Raw genomic sequence first — 17,998 nt, 5'->3', positions numbered from 1 at the left:
CTGAAGGAGTCAACATGGATAAAGTCGCCATGACAGAAGCCATTATCGTGGCCAAAGAAAGCAAAGAACTGAGCTGGGACCAAATCGGTGAAGCCATCGGCATGTCACCAGTCTGGACCACCTCAGCCTGCCTGGGCATGAACAGCATGCCGGAAGACAAGGCCACCGCTTTGTGCAAGTTTATGGAGCTGCCGGCCGAAGTCGGTCAGGCGCTGCAGAAATACCCGACCAAGGTCTGGGATCAGGCGGTGCCCACCGATCCATTGATTTACCGCTTGTATGAAATCGTCGGCGTCTATGGTCCGACGTTGAAAGAAGTGATCCAGGAAAAATTCGGTGACGGCATTATGAGCGCCATCGACTTCAATATGACCGTCGAGCGTAAGGAAGACCCCAAGGGGGATCGCGTAGTGGTCACCATGGACGGCAAGTTCCTGCCGTACAAGGCCTGGTAACACGCTGATAGCAACAGCGGCAGGGAAGCCGCTTTAGTGTCTCGCCGCAGTTGAATACACAAACACGCAGTCGCTAATCATATTTGGACAGGAAACCGGATAGAGACAAGGTTTCCAATTGCGCTGTTTGCCTACCTGTGGCGGCCACCATCGACGGCTGAATCGCCACCAGGACCCTCTATATCAGCGATATAGTGGTTAAAGCCCATCACCACAAAGGCTGAGATGGGAAATAGTATGTTCAAGCAAAAACGGCCCCGCGGTGCGGGGCCTTTTTTTTAGTGCAGAACCAACTCCCTGAATACCAGTTGGTCGCCTTCCACCTCGACATTGACAGTATCACCGGCGTTGAAATTACCGGCCAGTAAGTCCTGGGCCAGCGGGTTTTCAATTTGATGTTGAATCACCCGCTTCAATGGGCGTGCGCCGTAAACCGGATCAAAGCCTTCCGAAGCAATCAGATCCAGCGCTTCATCGCTCAGTGTCATTTTGATATCGCGTTCGGCCAGTCGTGCGCGTAGCTGCGCCAGCTGAATATCGGCAATCGCCCGGATTTGCTCCTGCTCCAGCGGGTGGAATACCACCACATCATCGACCCGGTTGATGAACTCGGGGCGGAAATGCTGACCGACAATCTCCATGACTGCTGTCTTCATCTTCTGGTAGTTTTCCTCACCGGCCATTTCCTGGATCACGCTGGAACCCAGGTTGGAGGTCATCACAATCACCGTATTGCGGAAATCCACGGTGCGGCCCTGACCATCGGTCAGGCGGCCGTCATCCAGCACCTGCAGCAGGACGTTAAAGACATCGGGATGGGCCTTTTCCACCTCATCCAACAGGATCACCGAGTAAGGTTTACGCCTCACCGCCTCAGTCAGATAACCACCTTCCTCGTAACCGACGTAACCCGGCGGCGCGCCGACCAGTCTGGCCACCGAGTGTTTTTCCATAAACTCGGACATATCAATGCGCACCATGGCTTCTTCGGTGTCGAACAGGAAAGTCGCCAGCGCCTTGCACAACTCGGTTTTCCCGACACCTGTCGGCCCCAGGAACAGGAATGAGCCATTGGGGCGCTGCGGATCAGACAAACCGGCACGGCTGCGACGTATCGCATTGGCCACACTGCTAACAGCTTCATCCTGGCCGATGACGCGGTCATGTAAGGCGTCATCCATTTTCAGCAGTTTCTCTCGTTCGCCTTCCAGCATTTTTGATACCGGAATACCGGTCCACTTGGATACCACTTCGGCAATTTCTTCTTCACCCACTTTGTTACGCAGCAAGGTGAATTCCTGCATTTCCGCCTGGGTGGCCACATCCAGTTGCTTTTCCAGTTCCGGAATACGGCCGTATTGGAGCTTGGCCATTTTTTCATAATCAGCATTGCGGTTGGCGGCATCCAGTTCCTGGCGAGCTTTTTCCAGTTCCTCTTTGACGTGCTGGCTGCCATGCAGCGCGGCTTTTTCTGACTTCCAGACTTCTTCCAGATCAGTGTATTCACGGGCCAGCTTTTTCATCTCGGCTTCCAGTGTTTCCAGCCGTTTTTTCGAGGCCTCATCGCTCTCTTTCTGCAAAGCCACGCGCTCGATTTTGAGTTGGATCAGGCGGCGTTCCAGCCGATCCAGACTTTCCGGCTTGGAGTCGATTTCCATACGGATACGGCTGGCAGCTTCATCAATCAGATCAATCGCCTTATCCGGCAGCTTGCGATCGGTGATATAGCGATGCGATAAGGTCGCGGCAGCGACAATGGCCGGATCGGTAATATCAACGCCATGATGCACTTCATAACGCTCGCTCAGACCGCGCAGTATGCCTATGGTTGATTCCACCGTGGGTTCGCCGACCATGACTTTCTGGAAGCGGCGCTCCAACGCAGCATCTTTCTCCACGTACTGACGGTATTCATCCAGCGTGGTGGCGCCTATACAATGAAGTTCACCGCGGGCCAGCGCTGGTTTCAGCATATTACCGGCATCCATCGCGCCCTCGGCCTTGCCGGCACCAACCATGGTGTGGATTTCATCAATAAACAGAATAATCTGGCCTTCCTGCTTGGACAGATCATTGAGTACGGCTTTCAGGCGTTCTTCAAATTCGCCACGGAATTTGGCACCGGCGATCAATGAACCCATATCCAGCACCAGCACCCGTTTGTGCTTCATACCATCGGGCACTTCACCATCAACAATACGCTGGGCCAGGCCCTCGACGATGGCGGTTTTACCGACACCGGGTTCACCGATCAGCACCGGGTTATTCTTGGTGCGGCGCTGCAGGACCTGGATAGTGCGGCGGATTTCATCATCGCGGCCAATCACTGGATCCAGCTTGCCGTCTTCGGCACGCGCGGTTAGATCGATGGTAAATTTCTCCAGCGCCTGGCGCTGTTCTTCAGCATTGGGATCGGTCACCCGCTCGCCTCCACGCATTTTATCTATGGCCGCTTCCAGATTAGCCTTGCTGCCACCATGCTGGCGCAGGGCTTCACCGGCGGGGTTTTTATCATCCACCAGCGCCAGCAGCAGTAACTCACTGGAAATATATTGATCCTGACGTTTTTGCGCCAGCTTGTCAGTCTGATTCAGCAGCCGGCTGACATCCTTGGAGACATGAATATCACCACTCGCCCCCTCAACAGTAGGCAAACGTGATAACTGTTGCTCCAAATCCGCCTGGTAAGCAGGGACATTGACGCCGCTTTGCCCGAGTATCGGTTTGATGCTGCCGTTTTGCTGTTGCAGCAGCGCCAGTACCAGGTGAACCGGCTCGATAAACTGATGATCATGGCCCACCGCCATGCTTTGTGCTGCGGCGAGGGCCTCTTGAAACTTGCTGGTTAATTTATCGATCTGCATCGCTAAGTCCCTTAAAAAAGTAAGTTAATTAGCAAATGGGGCAAATCAATCCCAATTTCAAGCTTTAAATCAGGATGATAGCGGTACCGGCGTCTCTATGGCGCGGGCGATTTCCGCGAGACTGCTTTGGCAGTTGGGCTGCTCAATCGACAGTGGTTTATGCAGGGTCAGCCTGACCTGATCCTTAATAAAAGGGGCGCTCATGATTTTACCTTCCGCTTTGACGCCATCAATCCGGACAGGATAGACCGGCGCTCCAGTCCAGGCTGCCAGGCGTAACACGCCGCCCTTGATCGGCCGCGGCGGGTCGCTATCAAGATGAATTTTACCGTGGGGAAACAAAGCAATGACTTCGCCCTGTTCCAGCGCCCGCCGGGCATCGCGCAGCGCCTGTTCCGGGCGTCCTTTTCGGTCGACCGGAATGCAACCGGCCAGGCGAAACAACCAGTGCATGCCGCGGCGCTGATATTGCTCGGTCGCTATCAGAAAACGCAAAGGCCGCCGACTGGCAGCAATCATCAACAGCGGATCCAGACCCGAGACATGGTTGGACACCACGATGGCCGGGCCACGGTCTGGCAGATCCAGCGGCTGGTTTTTGAGCCCGTGCAGATAGCGACATATCAGGCGGGCCCAGCCATCCAGCCAGTTAAGGTGCGGGCCGCCCCAGTCGGCGCGGGCGGCGAATAAGCCTGCCAGCACTACCAGCATGAGCAGGCCCAGAATAATCAGGCTCAGGGTCATATCAACTCTGGAATGGGGCAGGGTCTCCCATGCCAAGCCGGGCAATCTCCGGAATATCGTCGTAAAACTCGACTACGGTGGTGGGTTCGGCGCCGCAGGCCCCGCCGTCAATAATCAGATCCACCTGTTTGCCAATCGCATCGCTGATGGCTCCGGCATCGGTCATCGGCATATCATCACCGGGCAGAATCAGGGTTGAACTCATCAGCGGTTGATCCAGTTCTTCCAGCAAAGCCAGCGCAATGGGATGTTCGGGGATACGCAGGCCGATGCTTTTCTTTTTGGCATGCTGGAGTCGCCGCGGCACTTCCTTGGTAGCAGGCAGAATAAAGGTGTAAGGGCCGGGTGTCTGTGCCTTGAGCAGCCGGAACACGGCATTGTTAAACTTGGCGTAGGTCGACAGCTCCGACAGATCACGGCAGACCAGCGTGAAATTATGATCGGCATCCAAATCACGTAAGCGTCGCATCCGTTCCATCGCGGCTTTGTCGCCGATATGGCAGCCCAGGGCATAACCGGAATCCGTCGGATAGACGATCAGCCCGCCTTTTACCAGAATATTACAGGCCTGTTTGATCAGGCGAAGCTGCGGGTTCTCGGGATGGATCTGAAAATACTGGCTCATGATGTGCTCTTGTGTTTATTGTTATCAGACATAGCCTGCATGCTTAATGCCACTGCGTCCAGATGGGGGTGACAAAAGGCGGCATCGTGACCATTCGGCCCAATTCGATCCAGGCATGATCGGGGCTGTGAAAATCAGAGCCGCAGGAGGCCAGCAGCTCGAACTCTTGCGCCAGTTTAGCCATGACCCTGACTTCTTCAGGATGCTGATTACCGGAGGAGACTTCAATGCCCGCACCGCCCAGCGAGCTGAACTCGCGAAGCAGGCGTCGTCTTTTGCTGTTGGTCATTTTGTAACGGGCCGGATGCGCCACTACGGCCTGACCACCCGCAGCATGGATCCAGCCCAGTGCATCTTCAAGACTGGCCCACTGACCACTAACATAACCGGGCTTGTTTTTGACCAGAAAGCGTTTAAACACGTCTTTCATATCCGTCGCGTGGCCGTTGTCCACCAGGAAGCGGGCAAAATGCACCCGGCCCAGCATGGTCTCCGAAGCATACCTGGCCGCACCTTCCAAGGCACCGGGAATGCCCGCTTTTTCCAGTTTGTTGGCAATCTGGCGGGCACGCTGACGCCGGTAGTCGCGTAGGCCCGACAGGCCCTGTTGCAACGCCGGATTAGTGATATCCAGTTGCAGTCCCACAATATGCACCGTGCCGCCAGACCAGCTGACGGAGATTTCCACCCCCGGAATCAGCTCAATGCCTTTCGCCGCCGCTGCCTGCCGGGCTTCTTCGATACCTTCAGTGCCGTCGTGATCGGTCAGCGCCAGGTGGGTGACACCCTGCTGCGCTGCCCGGGCAACCAGCTCAGTCGGCGATAGAGCCCCGTCCGAGGCGGTCGAATGTGTGTGCAGGTCATACTGGTATTGGGTCATAGCCTATATTTTACGATAGAATGCAGCCATACCGTAATTAACTGACTTTTTAATGAAACTGTTCTTTGATTTTTTACCTATCGTGCTGTTTTTTGTCGCCTACAAATTCGGTGGCGGCGATTACAGCTTCAATGGCCAGACTTATCATGTAGAAGGCATCTACGCAGCCACTGCCATCATGATTATCGCCACCCTGGCCCAGGTCAGTTATACCTGGCTGCGCCATCGCACGGTAGAGCGGGCCCATATCATCACCATGGTGCTGGTCGTGCTGCTGGGCGGCCTGACGTTATGGCTGCAAAACCCTGACTTTATTAAATGGAAGCCGACTGCCGTCAACTGGTTATTTGCACTGGTCTTTGTCGGCGCTTATTTGTTCACAGACAAGTCGCTGCTGGAACGCATGATGGGCGAGCATATTCAGTTACCGGGCAAAGTCTGGTCACGGCTTAATGTCGCCTGGATCCTGTTTTTCGTGGCTTCCGGTGTTGCCAATCTCTATGTCGCTTTCAACTTTGACGAAGCCACTTGGGTCAATTTCAAGCTTTTTGGCATGCTGGGCCTGACCATTGCTTTTGTTATTGCTCAGTCGATTTATCTGGCCCGCCACGCGGTCGAAGTCTCCAAATAGGTGATATTTTATGCCCATGCTCTATGCCATTATCAGTGAAGACAACAGTGACAGCCTGAACCGCCGGCTTGAGGCCAGACCTGCCCACTTGTCCCGTCTGCAGGCCTTGCAGGATGAGGGGCGGCTGGTGCTGGCGGGGCCACACCCGGCTGTCGACAGTGACGATCCCGGCAGCGCCGGTTTCAGTGGCAGCCTGGTGGTGGCCGAGTTTGCCGATCTCAATGCCGCCCAGGCCTGGGCTGATGCCGATCCCTATGTAGCCGCCGATGTCTATGCGCAGGTCACCGTTAAACCCTTCAAGAAAGTTTTACCATGAGCACCATTGACGCGATTAAACAGGCCCTGCAGACGCTGGAGCCGGAACTGATTGACATCGAAGATGACAGCGCCGCCCATGCCGGCCATGCCGGTAACACAGGCGGTGGCCATTACAATTTGCTGATCGTCAGCAAAGCTTTTGATGGCCTGTCTTTGCTTAAACGTCACAAGCTGGTCTATACCGAGGTTGATGAACTGATGCAAAGCCAGATCCATGCCCTCAGCATCCGCGCCAAAACCCCGGCTGAGTATCACGGCGACTGACCATGGCCGAGCTTTCCGACCGCAAACAGCAGAACCAGGCTTTTCTGCAGGAGTTGGAAAGACAGCGGCTCAATAAGGACTGTCTGCGGGTTATCGATTTACGCGGCAAAGTCCCCGGCGAATGCCAGGCCTATCAGTTCGGCAACCGAACCCACTACCTGGATGACCGCGCCTACCTGCTGGCCAAGCAGTTAATGGCACGCTTTGACGGCCGTTACACGGTCGGCGTTTATGAAGCCTTGTTTCAGGCGCTAAAACAACTGGAGCAATCGCAAGCGACTGAGCAGGATGACAAGCAGCGATTGCCGCTGATAGCGCTGGACCAGCCTCTGCAGCGGGCGGAAGAGCGCATTGTTTTCAGCACCGCGCTGCAATTACGACTCGATGATGTGCTCTATCACGGCTACAGCATCGATCTTTCGCTCAATGCTATTAGGGTTTCTCTCAAACGCACTTTTTCGCTGCAGCGGGAGGATGACGTTGCCGTCAGTTTTGCTGATTTATATCAGCAATATGCCCTGCCTCTTCTGCAGGACGTCCGTTACCAGATCAGCAAACTGGAGCAGGATGATACACATACCACTGTGGTGTTGCGCCGTGAGTCCCAGGCTGATGATGCGTTTGCAAAGTGGTTCAAACAGTGGCTAAGCGAGCAAAGCGCTCAGCGAAAACGGGATGTGGATAACGAGCTGTTCAATCTGCAGTCACAGTTTTATCAGCGCCTGTGGCTGGGCCGCTTGGGCGATCCGGTGCTGTGGTTGGGGTCCACCAGCCTGTCGCAGCCGCTGCAGGCTTTGACCCTGTCGCCTTCAGCGCCCGGATTGTTGCAGCAAAACCAGGATTCACTGGCACACTGGCTGCAATCGCTGCCGCTGCAACTCAGCGAGAAAGGCGCCGACCTGCTGGTCGCTTTTGATGATGATCAGAGCTACAGCGTATCGCAGGATAATCACCACGCGGTGGCGAAACTGATTCAGTGGCAACTGGACCGCCCGCAAGCCCAGTTGTTGTTACTGCGTCCGACCTTACTGAATCTGGATGATGAGGCCATCAGAACAGCCTGTCAGCAGATTAAACCGCTTGAAGCGGACTATGCGGCGACGCTGCGCGAGCGTGCTCGCCGAATCATTCAGCGGCTGCGCATTATCGATCTGAAACCGCTGTTTCGCCACAGCCGCAAAGTCGGGGAAAATAGCGACAAAGCACTGGCAGGGCTGCAAACCCTCAAATCTTATATCAATGCCGATCTGCCTGCACCATCGCCGCTGACATCATTCATCCAGCGAGGTACCACCCGCTTTCATATTCACACCCCGGTGACCGTTCACGCCAGCGAGCAACAGTGGCAGCTGGATACCGTGGACGTCTCTGCCGATGGCCTTGCGATTAAACTGCCTGCCGATGTGCCGATAACGCTCAACCAGCGCCTGCAGCTTGACTTCACACGCTGGCAGACGTTGACTAAAAAAGTGAATTTGTCTGCCGTGCCCTATCAGGTAAAAAACATCAGGATTTGGGAAGGTGAACGGCATATCGGCCTGGCCCGCATCAAAAACAATTGTCCGGAGAGCCTCAATCAGTTTTTCGACTGGGTGATCAAACAGAACCAAGACAAGCTGCGCGCTGACACAAACGACGTGATCAGCACGGCGGAAAGCCATCTATTTGGCCAGGCTTTGCTGCCGACCATGGACAGTGTGCCAGTATTTGTGGGGCTGAACCCGCAAGGCCAGCGTCAGCTTCAGCTTATTGGTGCCACCCGCGATAACTTTGCCACTGAGCATCCCGGCCTGTGGCAGGCGCTGGCGGCAGCACAGGCAAAACTGGCCGCCGTGCTGAAAGAGGCCAATAATCATGACGATGGTTGCTATGACAGTTTTTTATATGCTTATGACAACAAGGGCTGGACGCTGGCATTGGAGCAGGACTTTGCCGACCCACGTGATAAAGCCATCTGGATCCAGCGCGGCATGGCCGCAGACTGTTTCCGGGTATTTCGCTGCCGGATCTCGGTGCTGAAAGCCGCTGACAGTGAGTCAGAAACGGACTTACTGGAACAATTACAGCAATGGCGTCAGCAACGCGCCCACCGGGTGCGTGATATCCGCCAGCAGTTAAGCCAGTTGCTGGCGATGGTCGAGCTGACCGATATCAGCGATGTGGTCACGGCCTTTTACACTCATTAGATAATAAAGCGATGCTTCAGGCCGCCGCGATCATCATGCGATCCAGCAATACCGAGCCGCAGCGGATATTGCCACGCACATCGACATCACTGCCCACCGCCACTATCCCCTTGAACATATCCTGCAAGCTGCTGGCGATGGTGAACTCATCGACCGGATACTGAATTTCACCGTTTTCTACCCAGAAACCGGCCGCCCCCTGAGAATAATCACCGTTCACAATATTGACGCCCATGCCCATGGTTTCAGTGACGATGATGCCTTTTTCCATCTGTCTGACCAGGGCATCAAAATCGGCATCCGTGGTACTGTCGACACTCAGGTTATGCACGCCACCGGCATTGGCGGTGGTGGTGAGTCCCAGTCTTCTGGCTGAATAACTGTCCAGCACATAACCCTGCAAGACCCCATCGCGGATGATATCGCGGTTGGCGGTGGCCACGCCCTCTGCATCAAATGCAGCACTCCCCAGGGCTTTGAGCAGGTGGGGCTGTTCATGAATATGCATGAATGAAGGAAAAATCTGCTCGCCCTGTTTGTCGACTAGGAAACTGGCATTACGGTATAAAGCGCTGCCGCGGATCCCCGAAATCAACTGACTAAACAGGGTTGGCGCCACATCGGCAGCAAACACGACCGGGTAAGCCCCGGTTTTCACTTCACCGGCACCGAGCCGTGACAAAGTGCGCTGAGCTGCCCTGATACCAATACTGCTGGCAGTGTTCAGATCAGCCGCATCCCGCGCCATATCAAACCAAAAATCACGCTGCATACCGCGCTCATCACGGGCTATCAGGCTGGCAGACAGGCCATGACGGCTGCTGTCAGTGACGCCCATAAAACCGTGACTGTTGGCATAAACCCGTTTGCCAGTATGGCTGGACACGGTGGCGCCTTCGGAATTACTGATACGGCTGTCAAAATCCAGCCCGGCGGCTTCGCATTCGCTGGCCAGTTCAATCGCCTTATCAACGCTCAGTTCCCAGGGGTGATAGAGCGACAGCTCGGGAAAATCTTTCGCCATCAGGCTCGCATCAGCCAGGCCGGCGGCCTCATCGCCCTGTGTGTGGCGAGCAATATTACAGGCTGCCTGCACCGCTTCCTTGATCGCATCGGGACTCAGGTCCGAGGTGCTGGCCGAGGCTTTGCTCTGCCCAAAATAAACGGTAATGCCCAGTCCCGTGTCGTTGTTGTGTTCCAGCGTTTCCACTTCGCGCTGCCGCACGGTCACCGACAAGCCTTTGCTGTGACTCAGCCCCGCCTCAGCAGCGCTGGCACCCAGCTTCTTTGCCTGCTCCAGCGCTGTTTCCGCTGCTTGTTCCAGATTCGGTTCAATCAATGCTTGGTTCATATAATCAATTCAACTTCTTGGGGGTTGCCGTCGCTCAGGTAAAAGCCGCGCATCTCCAGCACGCCTTTGGTGTTGAGTGAGATGATGAGATAAAGCGCCTCGCTGTAATTGGCTTCTTCAATATCGATTTCGGATGGCACCGGCGGGCTGCTGGGGTGTGAGTGATAAATGGCAAACAGGGTCTGGCCTTTTTGCTTCATGCTTTTAAATGCCGCCAGTTGCTCACTGGCATTGAGTGCAAACAGGACGCTGGCATCGGTGGCCACATTTTCAATCGGATAACACTCACTCTGTTCATCGCGCTGGCCAACCAGTCCGCAGACTTCCTGCGACGGTGATAACTGCGCCTGATGCAACAACTGATTGACTAAAGTGCGTGGAATTTGAACGGTTTCTCTTGTCATTGTTTTACCTGTGGTTGAGCCACGTTGTTTTTTTGCTTTGAGTCTCAGCAGCTTTATTGGCCGGGGTGACAGACAGGACAGTCCGGATCCTGCTTCATTCGGATTTCGCGCCAGTTCATGGTCAAAGCATCGAGGATCAATAAGCGCCCGGCCAGGCTATCGCCGATATTCATCAACAGTTTGATCGTCTCGACCGCCTGGGTGCCACCAATCATCGACAGGATAGGCGCTAGTATACCGCTCTCACTGCAGGTCTGTTCCAGTTCACCCTTGTCTTCATAGAGGCAGCGATAGCAGGGCATGCCCGGCTGGCGCGGATCATACACCGTGACCTGTCCCTCAAAACGGATGGCAGCGCCTGACACCAATGGGAGTTGCTGCGCCTTGCTGACCTCATTAAGCAGAAAGCGGGTGGCGAAGTTATCACTGCAATCCACCAGCACATCTACCTTTTCGCATGCAGACACCAGGTCGCTTTTGTCCATGCGCTGCTTGATCCGCTGCAGGCTGACATCCGGGTTCAGTTCCCGCAGCCGATCGGCGGCCGAATCCACTTTATCACGGCCAATATCCGGCTGACCGTGAACGATTTGCCGCTGCAGATTGGATAATTCCACCTGATCATCATCAACCAGCGTCAAACTGCCCACGCCGGCAGCCGCCAGATACATCGACACCGGCGCACCCAGTCCGCCCAGGCCCACTATCATCACATGACTGTCGAGCAAAGCCTGCTGACCGGCAATATCGACCTGGGGCAACAGAATATGGCGACTGTAGCGTAAAAGTTGATCGTCGTTCATCACTAATTAATCAGCTAAAGTATTCATTATAACGCCTGTCGGCTAGACGCTAAGCTGGCCCATCACCGCCCGATCCTGAGCGCCGAAATCCTGGTGGGCAGTAATCGCATCAAACCCGGCCTCGTGAAACAGCTGCTGCACCCGTTGTGACTGGTCATAGCCATGCTCCACCAGCAACCAGCCGCCGGGTTTAAGATGGCGGCTGGCCTGCGTCACGATCTGCCTGATATCCATCAGCCCATCCGCTCCCGACACCAGCGCTGATCGCGGCTCAAAACGCACATCGCCCTGTGTCAAATGCGGGTCATGCGCTTCAATATAGGGGGGGTTGGACACAATCAGATCAAAAGCCTGCGGCCTGAAACCACTAAGCCAGGCGCCCTGCAGAAACTGCACATTCTCAATCTGATGCTGCCGGGCATTGTTCTGTGCCAGCCGCACCGCGGCCTGCTGCAGATCAGTGGCAACAAAATGAACATCCGGCTTTTCTGCGGCCAAAGACAGTACTATCGCGCCGCTGCCGGTGCCTAAATCTGCCGCCCACATGCCGGGCTCAAGCTTGGACAGCGCCAGCGATACCAGCAGCTCGGTATCCGGCCTGGGGATCAAGGTAGACGCATCCACTGCCAGGTCCAAACTCCAGAAACCCCGGCTGCCGGTCAGGTGTGCGACCGGCTCTCCCTGCTCACGCCGCTCAATCAACTCGGCAAAGCGCTGCCACTGCGCCGCCGTTAACTCGGCTTCAGGCGCCGTCATCAACTTCACCGGACTGCATTCCAGCACATAACAGAGCAGCACCTGCACATCGACATCTGGACTGCTGGATTCAGACAAACGCGCCCGGCCATAGGCACTGGCCTCGCTGATACTGGGTTGCATGGTTAAATCAGACCAGCGCCACAATCAGCGCCAGCACCGCCAATCCGGCAGCGCCGAAAGACAAGTTTCGCTGCAGAACAAGCTGTGACTTGATAGCTTCATGCTGTTGCTGCTGCTCAGCAAGCAACTGCTGTTGTTCGGTCTCTTGCTGATTTGCCAGCCTTGCCTGAAAGTCGCCCAGCTTTTGCTCAATGACCGCATTCATATCCTGCATCAGTTGCTGTTGCAAAGCCTCGCGGACTGCCGCCTGCTGCTGATTGAGCCACTGCCGGCCTTCATTTTCAAACAAGGTTTCCAGCTTATCGCGCAGTCCCAATTGATCGACCGCTTTATCTACCGCTTGTGCGGCCGGGCCGCTGACCAAGTCATCGGCTTGTGATGACAGGGAATGCTTGAACTCCTCCAGCTGTGATTGCACAGAACCACTGAGCTTCTCTCCTATTTCCTGCAAGGCATCAAGCCCACCTGACGACTGCTGGGCGGACTTTTGTTGATCGATCTGCTGCTGCAGGGCCGACAGCGAGGCAGCCAGTTTGTTCTCAATCTCAGGTAACAGTGCTGCCCGCACGGCAGCCAATAATTCCACCTCACTCTGTGCGCTGGATGCCGTCGCATCTGGCGCTGCTTCAGACGCGGTCTGGGCGATATCATCCAATAATTGTTGCAAGGCATCGGCGGCCGGCGGTTTCGGTAATACCGCGCTGGCGCCGCTGGCCAGTGCCTGTTCCAGATCAGCGTCGGTATCCTTGCCGGTGCAAATAATAACGGGTAAAGCTGCCAAATTGGGATCGGCCTTGAGCTGACGAGTGGCGGCAAGCCCGTCCATGCCCCCCATCATGACATCCATAAACACAATATCAGGCTGAGTCGGCGTCTGTTGCAGCCAGCTCATGGCCTCTTCCGCACTGCCCTGCTCGACAACCTCGAACTGGTGGCTTTTAAGCAGCTTGCCCAGCGTCAGTCTGGCAACACGTGAGTCATCGACCACCAAAGCCGTTTTTGTCTGCATGCTCAATCCCCTGCGTTGTTTCAGCTGATCCGGAACGGATCCAAACTGATGGATTCCACTCTTTTGCCCAGCATTTTGATTTCACCACGATAGCGCTCTTGCATATCGCTGGCAAACTCGAAAAAGTAGGTGCGCTGCAACTGCATACGACCGCTGCGGTTACGTTTCAGGCGAAGTTTCTGCCAGGCGACGGTATCGTTCAAAAAGCTGACACCGGCATTGTTGCAATAATTGCGTGCCGCTACTGTGGCCCGCTCAGCGACGCCGCGACTGTCCCACCAAAGCCAGCCCAGCAGGCCCAGAAAAAGTAATACCACCGTGCTGTCGTTCATCCCAGATCTCCCCATAGGGTTTGTACCACGGCAAGTGCGGCGACAGCTGCGGTTTCAGTTCTTAAAATGCGTGGTCCGAATTGCACGGCAGTAAAATCCGCTTGCTGAGCCTGACTGATTTCGTCGTCAGACAGCCCGCCTTCCGGGCCGATCAGGAGGGTCAGCGTTTGCGGCTGTGGCAAGCTATGAAAACGCTGCTGGGCCTGCGGATCCAGTACCAGTTTCAGATCGTCTGCTGTTACGGTCATCGCCTCATCCAGCGTTGTAACAGGGGACAGTTCCGGCATGTAAGCTCTGCCACTCTGTTCACAGGCACTGGTCAACACACCTTGCCAGTGTTTGAGTCTTTTTTCCGCACGCTCTTTGCTGAGTTGCACATTACAGCGCTCGGTGACCACCGGCATAATAGTTTTAACGCCCAGTTCCACCGCTTTCTGGATGGCAAAATCCATGCGCTCGCCGCGCGAGATGCCCTGCAGCAAAGTAATATCCAGCGGCGATTCAGACTGAATATCAAGCTCACGATCCAGTTGCACCTCGGAGCGTTTACGTTCGACAAGGCTGAGCGTGGCTTCAAGCTCGCGCCCCTGACCGTCAAACAGTCGGACCGGGGCACCGGCTTTGAGTCTCAGCACCTGTACCGCGTGACGGTGAACTGACTCAGGTAATGCCATCACAGTTTGAGATTGGCCCAGTTGTGGACAGTAAAATCGGGGGATACGCATGCAAAATCGCAAAATTAAAAATGTTTTCAGCCATGCAGTTTAACCTGAGCCGGCCTCAGATTGAATTAAATTCTGATGGCCCTGTTATACTCCGGAACATGGATATTGACCGGCAGTCATTGCAACAGATCGTCAGGGACGTGGCGCAAACCACGCTGTTACCCCTATTTAACAATGTACACAGAGAGTACAAAAAAGACGGCAGCATTATTACCCTGGCCGATCGCAGCATGCAGGAGGCTTTGACTGACAGACTGGCGGAGATTTGTCCCGATGTCGCCTTGCTGGGTGAAGAACAATCAGCACAACAGCAACAGGCCTTGCTCGACTCGGGGCAACCGCTATGGTGTCTGGACCCGGTGGATGGCACCAGTAATTTTGCTGCAGGCCTGCCTTTTTTTACCGTATCACTGGCGCTAATTGAGTCCGGCGAAGTCAAAGCCGGTGTGGTGCTGGACCCGATTCGCGATGAGTGCTTTTCGGCAGTGCGCGGTCAGGGGGCTTTTCTCAATGACCAGCCGCTGGTCGCTGAGCCCACCGGACTCAAACTAAAACGCTGCATTGCGTTTATTGATTTCAAACGGCTGCCGGCGGCCTTGTCGCAGCAATTGATTGTGGAAAGACCCTACGGGTCGCAGCGTAACCTGGGTTCTATCGCGCTGGAATTATGCTGGCTGGCGGCCGGCCGCGGCCACCTTTATCTGCATGGCAGCCAGCATATCTGGGATTATGCCGCTGCCGATCTGATTCTGGCAGAGGCCGGCGGCTTTGCCGCCACCTTGCAGGGTGATGCGCCCTTTGTTCATTCTCTACAGCCACGCTCGACCTGTGCTGCCGTGGATGAATCGCTATTCGAACAGTGGCAACAATACCTGCAACAGGCCGGTCAATGACGGACGCCCTGCCTTTGCTCCGGCCTGACTGGCCCGCCCCTTCAAACATTCATGCTTTCTCCACTTATCGCCAGGGCGGCATTAGCCTGCCACCCTATGACAGCCTCAACCTGGGTGATCATGTCGGTGATGACGCTCAGGCTGTGGCTGATAACCGTCAGCGTCTGTTAACACAGGCCCATCTGCCAGCCGAACCGTTATGGCTGCAACAGGTACATGGGAATGATGTGATTGATGCCCGTCACTGGACCACGGCTATCTCCGCTGATGCCAGTTACAGCAATCAGCCTGATCAGGTCTGCACGGTGCTGACTGCAGATTGTTTGCCGGTTTTATTCACCGACCGCAGTGGCCGTCAGGTCGCCGCTGCTCATGCCGGTTGGCGCGGTTTGCTGGCAGGCGTACTGGAAAAGCCCCTTGCCTGCTTTAGCGGCAGACGGGAAGATATTTTGGTCTGGTTGGGCCCCGCTATCGGTCCGCAGCAGTTTGAGGTTGGCCGCGAAGTGTTTGAGGCATTTTGTGAACGCGACAATGCCGCAAGCCGGGCTTTTCAACAGCGCGATGCGGATCATTTCCTTGCCGATATTTATCTGCTGGCCCGGCAGCGGCTGGCTCAGGCCGGTGTCACTGCGGTGTTTGGCGGCGAGCATTGCACGGTTTCGGAAGCCGATAAGTTTTATTCTTATCGCAGGGATGGTGATACCGGCAGAATGGCTTCTCTTATCTGGATCAGTGGCAAATAAGGTATCATTACCCGATTAAGCTTTTTATTTGGACCGACATGGATTTATTGTTCTGGATCATCGGCTTCAGTCTGCTGGGCGGGCTGATCAGTGTGATCATCGCCTCCTCCTTTTTGTTGCTATCAGAGAACCACCGTAGTATCGCCGTACCGCATCTGGTCAGCTTTGCCATTGGTGCCCTTTTGGGCGCTTCTTTTCTGGGCTTGTTACCGCATGCGATAGAACATCAGCACCATGTTGATTCGCATCAGATCGGGCTGACCCTGCTGCTGGGGCTGATGCTGTTTTTTGTATTGGAAAAAATGGTGCTCTGGCGGCACTGCCACAGCCATCACGGCGAAGACCATATCCCTGAGTTGGACCGGCCGGATCATCACGGCGGCCACTCGCATAAACACGAAGCCGCCGGGCCATTAATCCTGGTTGGCGATACCATCCATAATTTTGTTGATGGTATTTTGATCACCGCGGCTTTTATGACCGATATCCACCTGGGTATTGTCACCGCGCTGGCGATTGCCGCCCACGAAATTCCTCAGGAGTTGGGGGATTTTGTTATTTTGCTGCACAGTGGCTTCAGCCGTAAAAAGGCGCTGTACTTCAACATCTTGTCGAGCCTGGGCACGCTGGCTGGTGCATTACTGGCCTATTTCACCTTGTCCGATATGCAGCAATACTTGCCCTACATTCTGGTCATCGCCGCCTCCAGCTTTATTTATGTCGCTGTTGCCGATCTGATTCCGGGCCTGCATTCCCGGGTTCAGCCACGCGAGACCCTGCAACAAATCGTTCTGATTGCGCTGGGGGTCGTGTTTATTTTTATTACTCACAGCACCCTGCATTAAAGTGAACGCTGATCGCGCTGTTAACAAAATCCTGATTGTCGGCCCCTCTTGGGTCGGTGATATGGTCATGGCGCAATCGCTGTTTATCGCGCTAAAAGATAACAATCCTGAGGTTCAGATTGATGTGCTGGCAATGGATTGGACCCGGCCGCTATTGCAACGCATGCCCGAAGTAAACCGGGCGATTTCCATGCCGGTCAGCCATGGGGTGTTTGGCTGGTCAATGCGCAGAAAACTGGGTAAAGAACTGGTTGAACACGGCTATGATCAGGCTATTGTGCTGCCCAACTCCTGGAAATCAGCGTTGATTCCCTGGTTTGCAGGCATCCCCGTTCGCACTGGCTGGCTTGGTGAAATGCGTTATGGCCTGCTTAACGACATTCGAAAGCTGGATAAGCTGGCTTTACCGATGATGGTGCAGCGTTTTGTGTCGCTGGCTTACCCTGCCTCGCAGTCCCAAGCTGCGCCCAGTTACAAAGCCCCGCTGATGCAGGCTGAGCCAGTCGACACATCGATTAATCCGCAACGCGAAACAGGACAGAAACGGCTGATTTTATGCCCTGGCGCCGAATTCGGTCCGGCCAAGCAATGGCCACCAGCACATTACGCCCAATTGGCAGAGTCATTATTACAACAAGGCTGGCAGGTGCTGGTGCTGGGTTCAAAAGCCGACCAAGCGACAGCCGGACAGATTGCCGCTGGCATTCGCAGCAACCCGTCCCAGTTTTATAACCTGGCCGGGGAAACCAAACTGGAACAGGCTATTGATCTGCTGGATACTGCCGACTGGGTAGTTAGCAATGACTCCGGCCTGATGCATATTGCCGCGGCGCTGCAACGCCCATTAGTGGTACTCTATGGCCCGACGTCGCCGGCTTTCACCCCGCCACTGGCTGACAATGCTCACATCCTACAGATTGATGTTGATTGTGGGCCCTGTTTCCAGCGACACTGCCCTGAAGGACATCATCGTTGTATGCAGGATCTCAGCATCAATTCGGTGTTATCGGTGATTAAATCAGCACAACCTTGACTAGCGCTAGGGAA

20 protein-coding genes are annotated in these 17,998 nt (G+C 55.1%); 9 read left to right on the top strand and 11 right to left on the bottom strand.

All coding sequences use genetic code 11. From position 1 onward, the window contains the following. Positions 1-14 precede the first annotated feature (14 nt). A complete protein-coding gene (gene cynS, locus Q0X64_RS13250; protein ID WP_297814058.1) occupies positions 15-455 on the top strand; it encodes a cyanase in 441 nt (146 codons plus the stop codon). Positions 456-733: 278 nt separating this feature from the next. Here the strand turns inward: cynS and clpB are convergent, their stop codons facing one another. The 4 genes from clpB to Q0X64_RS13230 all read right to left on the bottom strand — a co-directional run bounded on the left by clpB (position 734) and on the right by Q0X64_RS13230 (position 5,568). After that, a complete protein-coding gene (gene clpB, locus Q0X64_RS13245; protein WP_297814056.1) occupies positions 734-3,319 on the bottom strand; it encodes an ATP-dependent chaperone ClpB in 2,586 nt (861 codons plus the stop codon). Positions 3,320-3,388: 69 nt separating this feature from the next. Further along, on the bottom strand, positions 3,389-4,063 hold the full coding sequence (locus tag Q0X64_RS13240; RefSeq protein WP_297814054.1) for a lysophospholipid acyltransferase family protein: 675 nt from the start codon (positions 4,061-4,063) through the stop codon (positions 3,389-3,391). Position 4,064: 1 nt separating this feature from the next. Further along, complete coding sequence (locus Q0X64_RS13235; protein ID WP_297814052.1) at positions 4,065-4,688, bottom strand: L-threonylcarbamoyladenylate synthase; 624 nt, start codon at positions 4,686-4,688, stop codon at positions 4,065-4,067. A 43-nt stretch (positions 4,689-4,731) separates the two neighbouring features. Continuing rightward, on the bottom strand, positions 4,732-5,568 hold the full coding sequence (locus Q0X64_RS13230) for a PHP domain-containing protein (protein WP_297814050.1): 837 nt from the start codon (positions 5,566-5,568) through the stop codon (positions 4,732-4,734). 52 nt (positions 5,569-5,620) lie between these two features. On the opposite strand from Q0X64_RS13230, the gene Q0X64_RS13225 reads away from it, so the two are divergent. The 4 genes from Q0X64_RS13225 to Q0X64_RS13210 are packed head-to-tail and all read left to right on the top strand — an operon-like array spanning position 5,621 to position 8,967. Then, positions 5,621-6,199: a septation protein A gene (locus Q0X64_RS13225; RefSeq protein WP_297814047.1), complete on the top strand. Its 579-nt coding sequence runs from the start codon at positions 5,621-5,623 to the stop codon at positions 6,197-6,199. Positions 6,200-6,215: 16 nt separating this feature from the next. Further along, positions 6,216-6,515 carry a YciI family protein gene (locus Q0X64_RS13220; RefSeq protein ID WP_297814088.1) on the top strand — a complete coding sequence of 100 codons (300 nt, stop codon included), beginning with the start codon at positions 6,216-6,218 and terminating at the stop codon, positions 6,513-6,515. Then, positions 6,512-6,781, top strand: coding sequence for a BolA family protein (locus Q0X64_RS13215; protein WP_297814044.1), 270 nt, complete (start codon positions 6,512-6,514; stop codon positions 6,779-6,781). Before Q0X64_RS13220 ends, Q0X64_RS13215 begins: the two co-directional genes overlap by 4 nt. A 2-nt stretch (positions 6,782-6,783) precedes the next feature. Next, positions 6,784-8,967: a PilZ domain-containing protein gene (locus Q0X64_RS13210; protein ID WP_297814041.1), complete on the top strand. Its 2,184-nt coding sequence runs from the start codon at positions 6,784-6,786 to the stop codon at positions 8,965-8,967. Positions 8,968-8,983: 16 nt separating this feature from the next. Here Q0X64_RS13210 and pmbA read toward each other — a convergent pair whose 3' ends face one another. From pmbA to Q0X64_RS13175, 7 genes are read right to left on the bottom strand one after another with little or no spacing between them, the layout of a single operon-like run. Continuing rightward, positions 8,984-10,318: a metalloprotease PmbA gene (pmbA, locus tag Q0X64_RS13205; RefSeq protein WP_297814040.1), complete on the bottom strand. Its 1,335-nt coding sequence runs from the start codon at positions 10,316-10,318 to the stop codon at positions 8,984-8,986. Further along, positions 10,315-10,722, bottom strand: coding sequence for a M67 family metallopeptidase (locus Q0X64_RS13200; protein ID WP_297814039.1), 408 nt, complete (start codon positions 10,720-10,722; stop codon positions 10,315-10,317). The genes pmbA and Q0X64_RS13200 overlap by 4 nt, the downstream gene beginning before the upstream one ends. A gap of 53 nt (positions 10,723-10,775) precedes the next feature. Next, a complete protein-coding gene (moeB, locus tag Q0X64_RS13195) occupies positions 10,776-11,525 on the bottom strand; it encodes a molybdopterin-synthase adenylyltransferase MoeB (protein ID WP_297814038.1) in 750 nt (249 codons plus the stop codon). 42 nt (positions 11,526-11,567) lie between these two features. Beyond that, the gene (gene prmC, locus Q0X64_RS13190; protein ID WP_297814036.1) at positions 11,568-12,404 is read right to left on the bottom strand and encodes a peptide chain release factor N(5)-glutamine methyltransferase; all 837 of its coding nucleotides are present in this window, start codon (positions 12,402-12,404) and stop codon (positions 11,568-11,570) included. A gap of 7 nt (positions 12,405-12,411) precedes the next feature. Beyond that, a complete protein-coding gene (locus Q0X64_RS13185; RefSeq protein WP_297814034.1) occupies positions 12,412-13,413 on the bottom strand; it encodes a response regulator in 1,002 nt (333 codons plus the stop codon). Positions 13,414-13,433: 20 nt separating this feature from the next. Beyond that, positions 13,434-13,745, bottom strand: coding sequence for a DUF3301 domain-containing protein (locus tag Q0X64_RS13180; RefSeq protein WP_297814032.1), 312 nt, complete (start codon positions 13,743-13,745; stop codon positions 13,434-13,436). Then, positions 13,742-14,470 (bottom strand): 16S rRNA (uracil(1498)-N(3))-methyltransferase, encoded by a 729-nt coding sequence (locus Q0X64_RS13175; RefSeq protein WP_297814029.1) that lies wholly within the window; start codon positions 14,468-14,470, stop codon positions 13,742-13,744. The genes Q0X64_RS13180 and Q0X64_RS13175 overlap by 4 nt, the downstream gene beginning before the upstream one ends. A gap of 98 nt (positions 14,471-14,568) precedes the next feature. On the opposite strand from Q0X64_RS13175, the gene Q0X64_RS13170 reads away from it, so the two are divergent. From Q0X64_RS13170 to waaF, 4 genes are read left to right on the top strand one after another with little or no spacing between them, the layout of a single operon-like run. Further along, a complete protein-coding gene (locus tag Q0X64_RS13170; protein WP_297814026.1) occupies positions 14,569-15,363 on the top strand; it encodes an inositol monophosphatase family protein in 795 nt (264 codons plus the stop codon). Next, the gene (pgeF, locus tag Q0X64_RS13165; RefSeq protein ID WP_297814023.1) at positions 15,360-16,106 is read left to right on the top strand and encodes a peptidoglycan editing factor PgeF; all 747 of its coding nucleotides are present in this window, start codon (positions 15,360-15,362) and stop codon (positions 16,104-16,106) included. Before Q0X64_RS13170 ends, pgeF begins: the two co-directional genes overlap by 4 nt. Positions 16,107-16,144: 38 nt before the next feature. After that, on the top strand, positions 16,145-16,951 hold the full coding sequence (locus Q0X64_RS13160; RefSeq protein WP_297814020.1) for a ZIP family metal transporter: 807 nt from the start codon (positions 16,145-16,147) through the stop codon (positions 16,949-16,951). Between the two features lies 1 nt (position 16,952). Then, positions 16,953-17,984, top strand: a complete 1,032-nt coding sequence (waaF, locus tag Q0X64_RS13155) for a lipopolysaccharide heptosyltransferase II (RefSeq protein ID WP_297814017.1) — start codon at positions 16,953-16,955, stop codon at positions 17,982-17,984. Positions 17,985-17,998 lie beyond the last annotated feature (14 nt).

The sequence above is a fragment of the uncultured Methylophaga sp. genome, from assembly GCF_947259025.1.
Lineage (GTDB): Bacteria > Pseudomonadota > Gammaproteobacteria > Nitrosococcales > Methylophagaceae > Methylophaga.
Note: the sequence above shows the minus strand (reverse complement) of the source record. Positions and strands in the feature narration are given on the sequence as shown.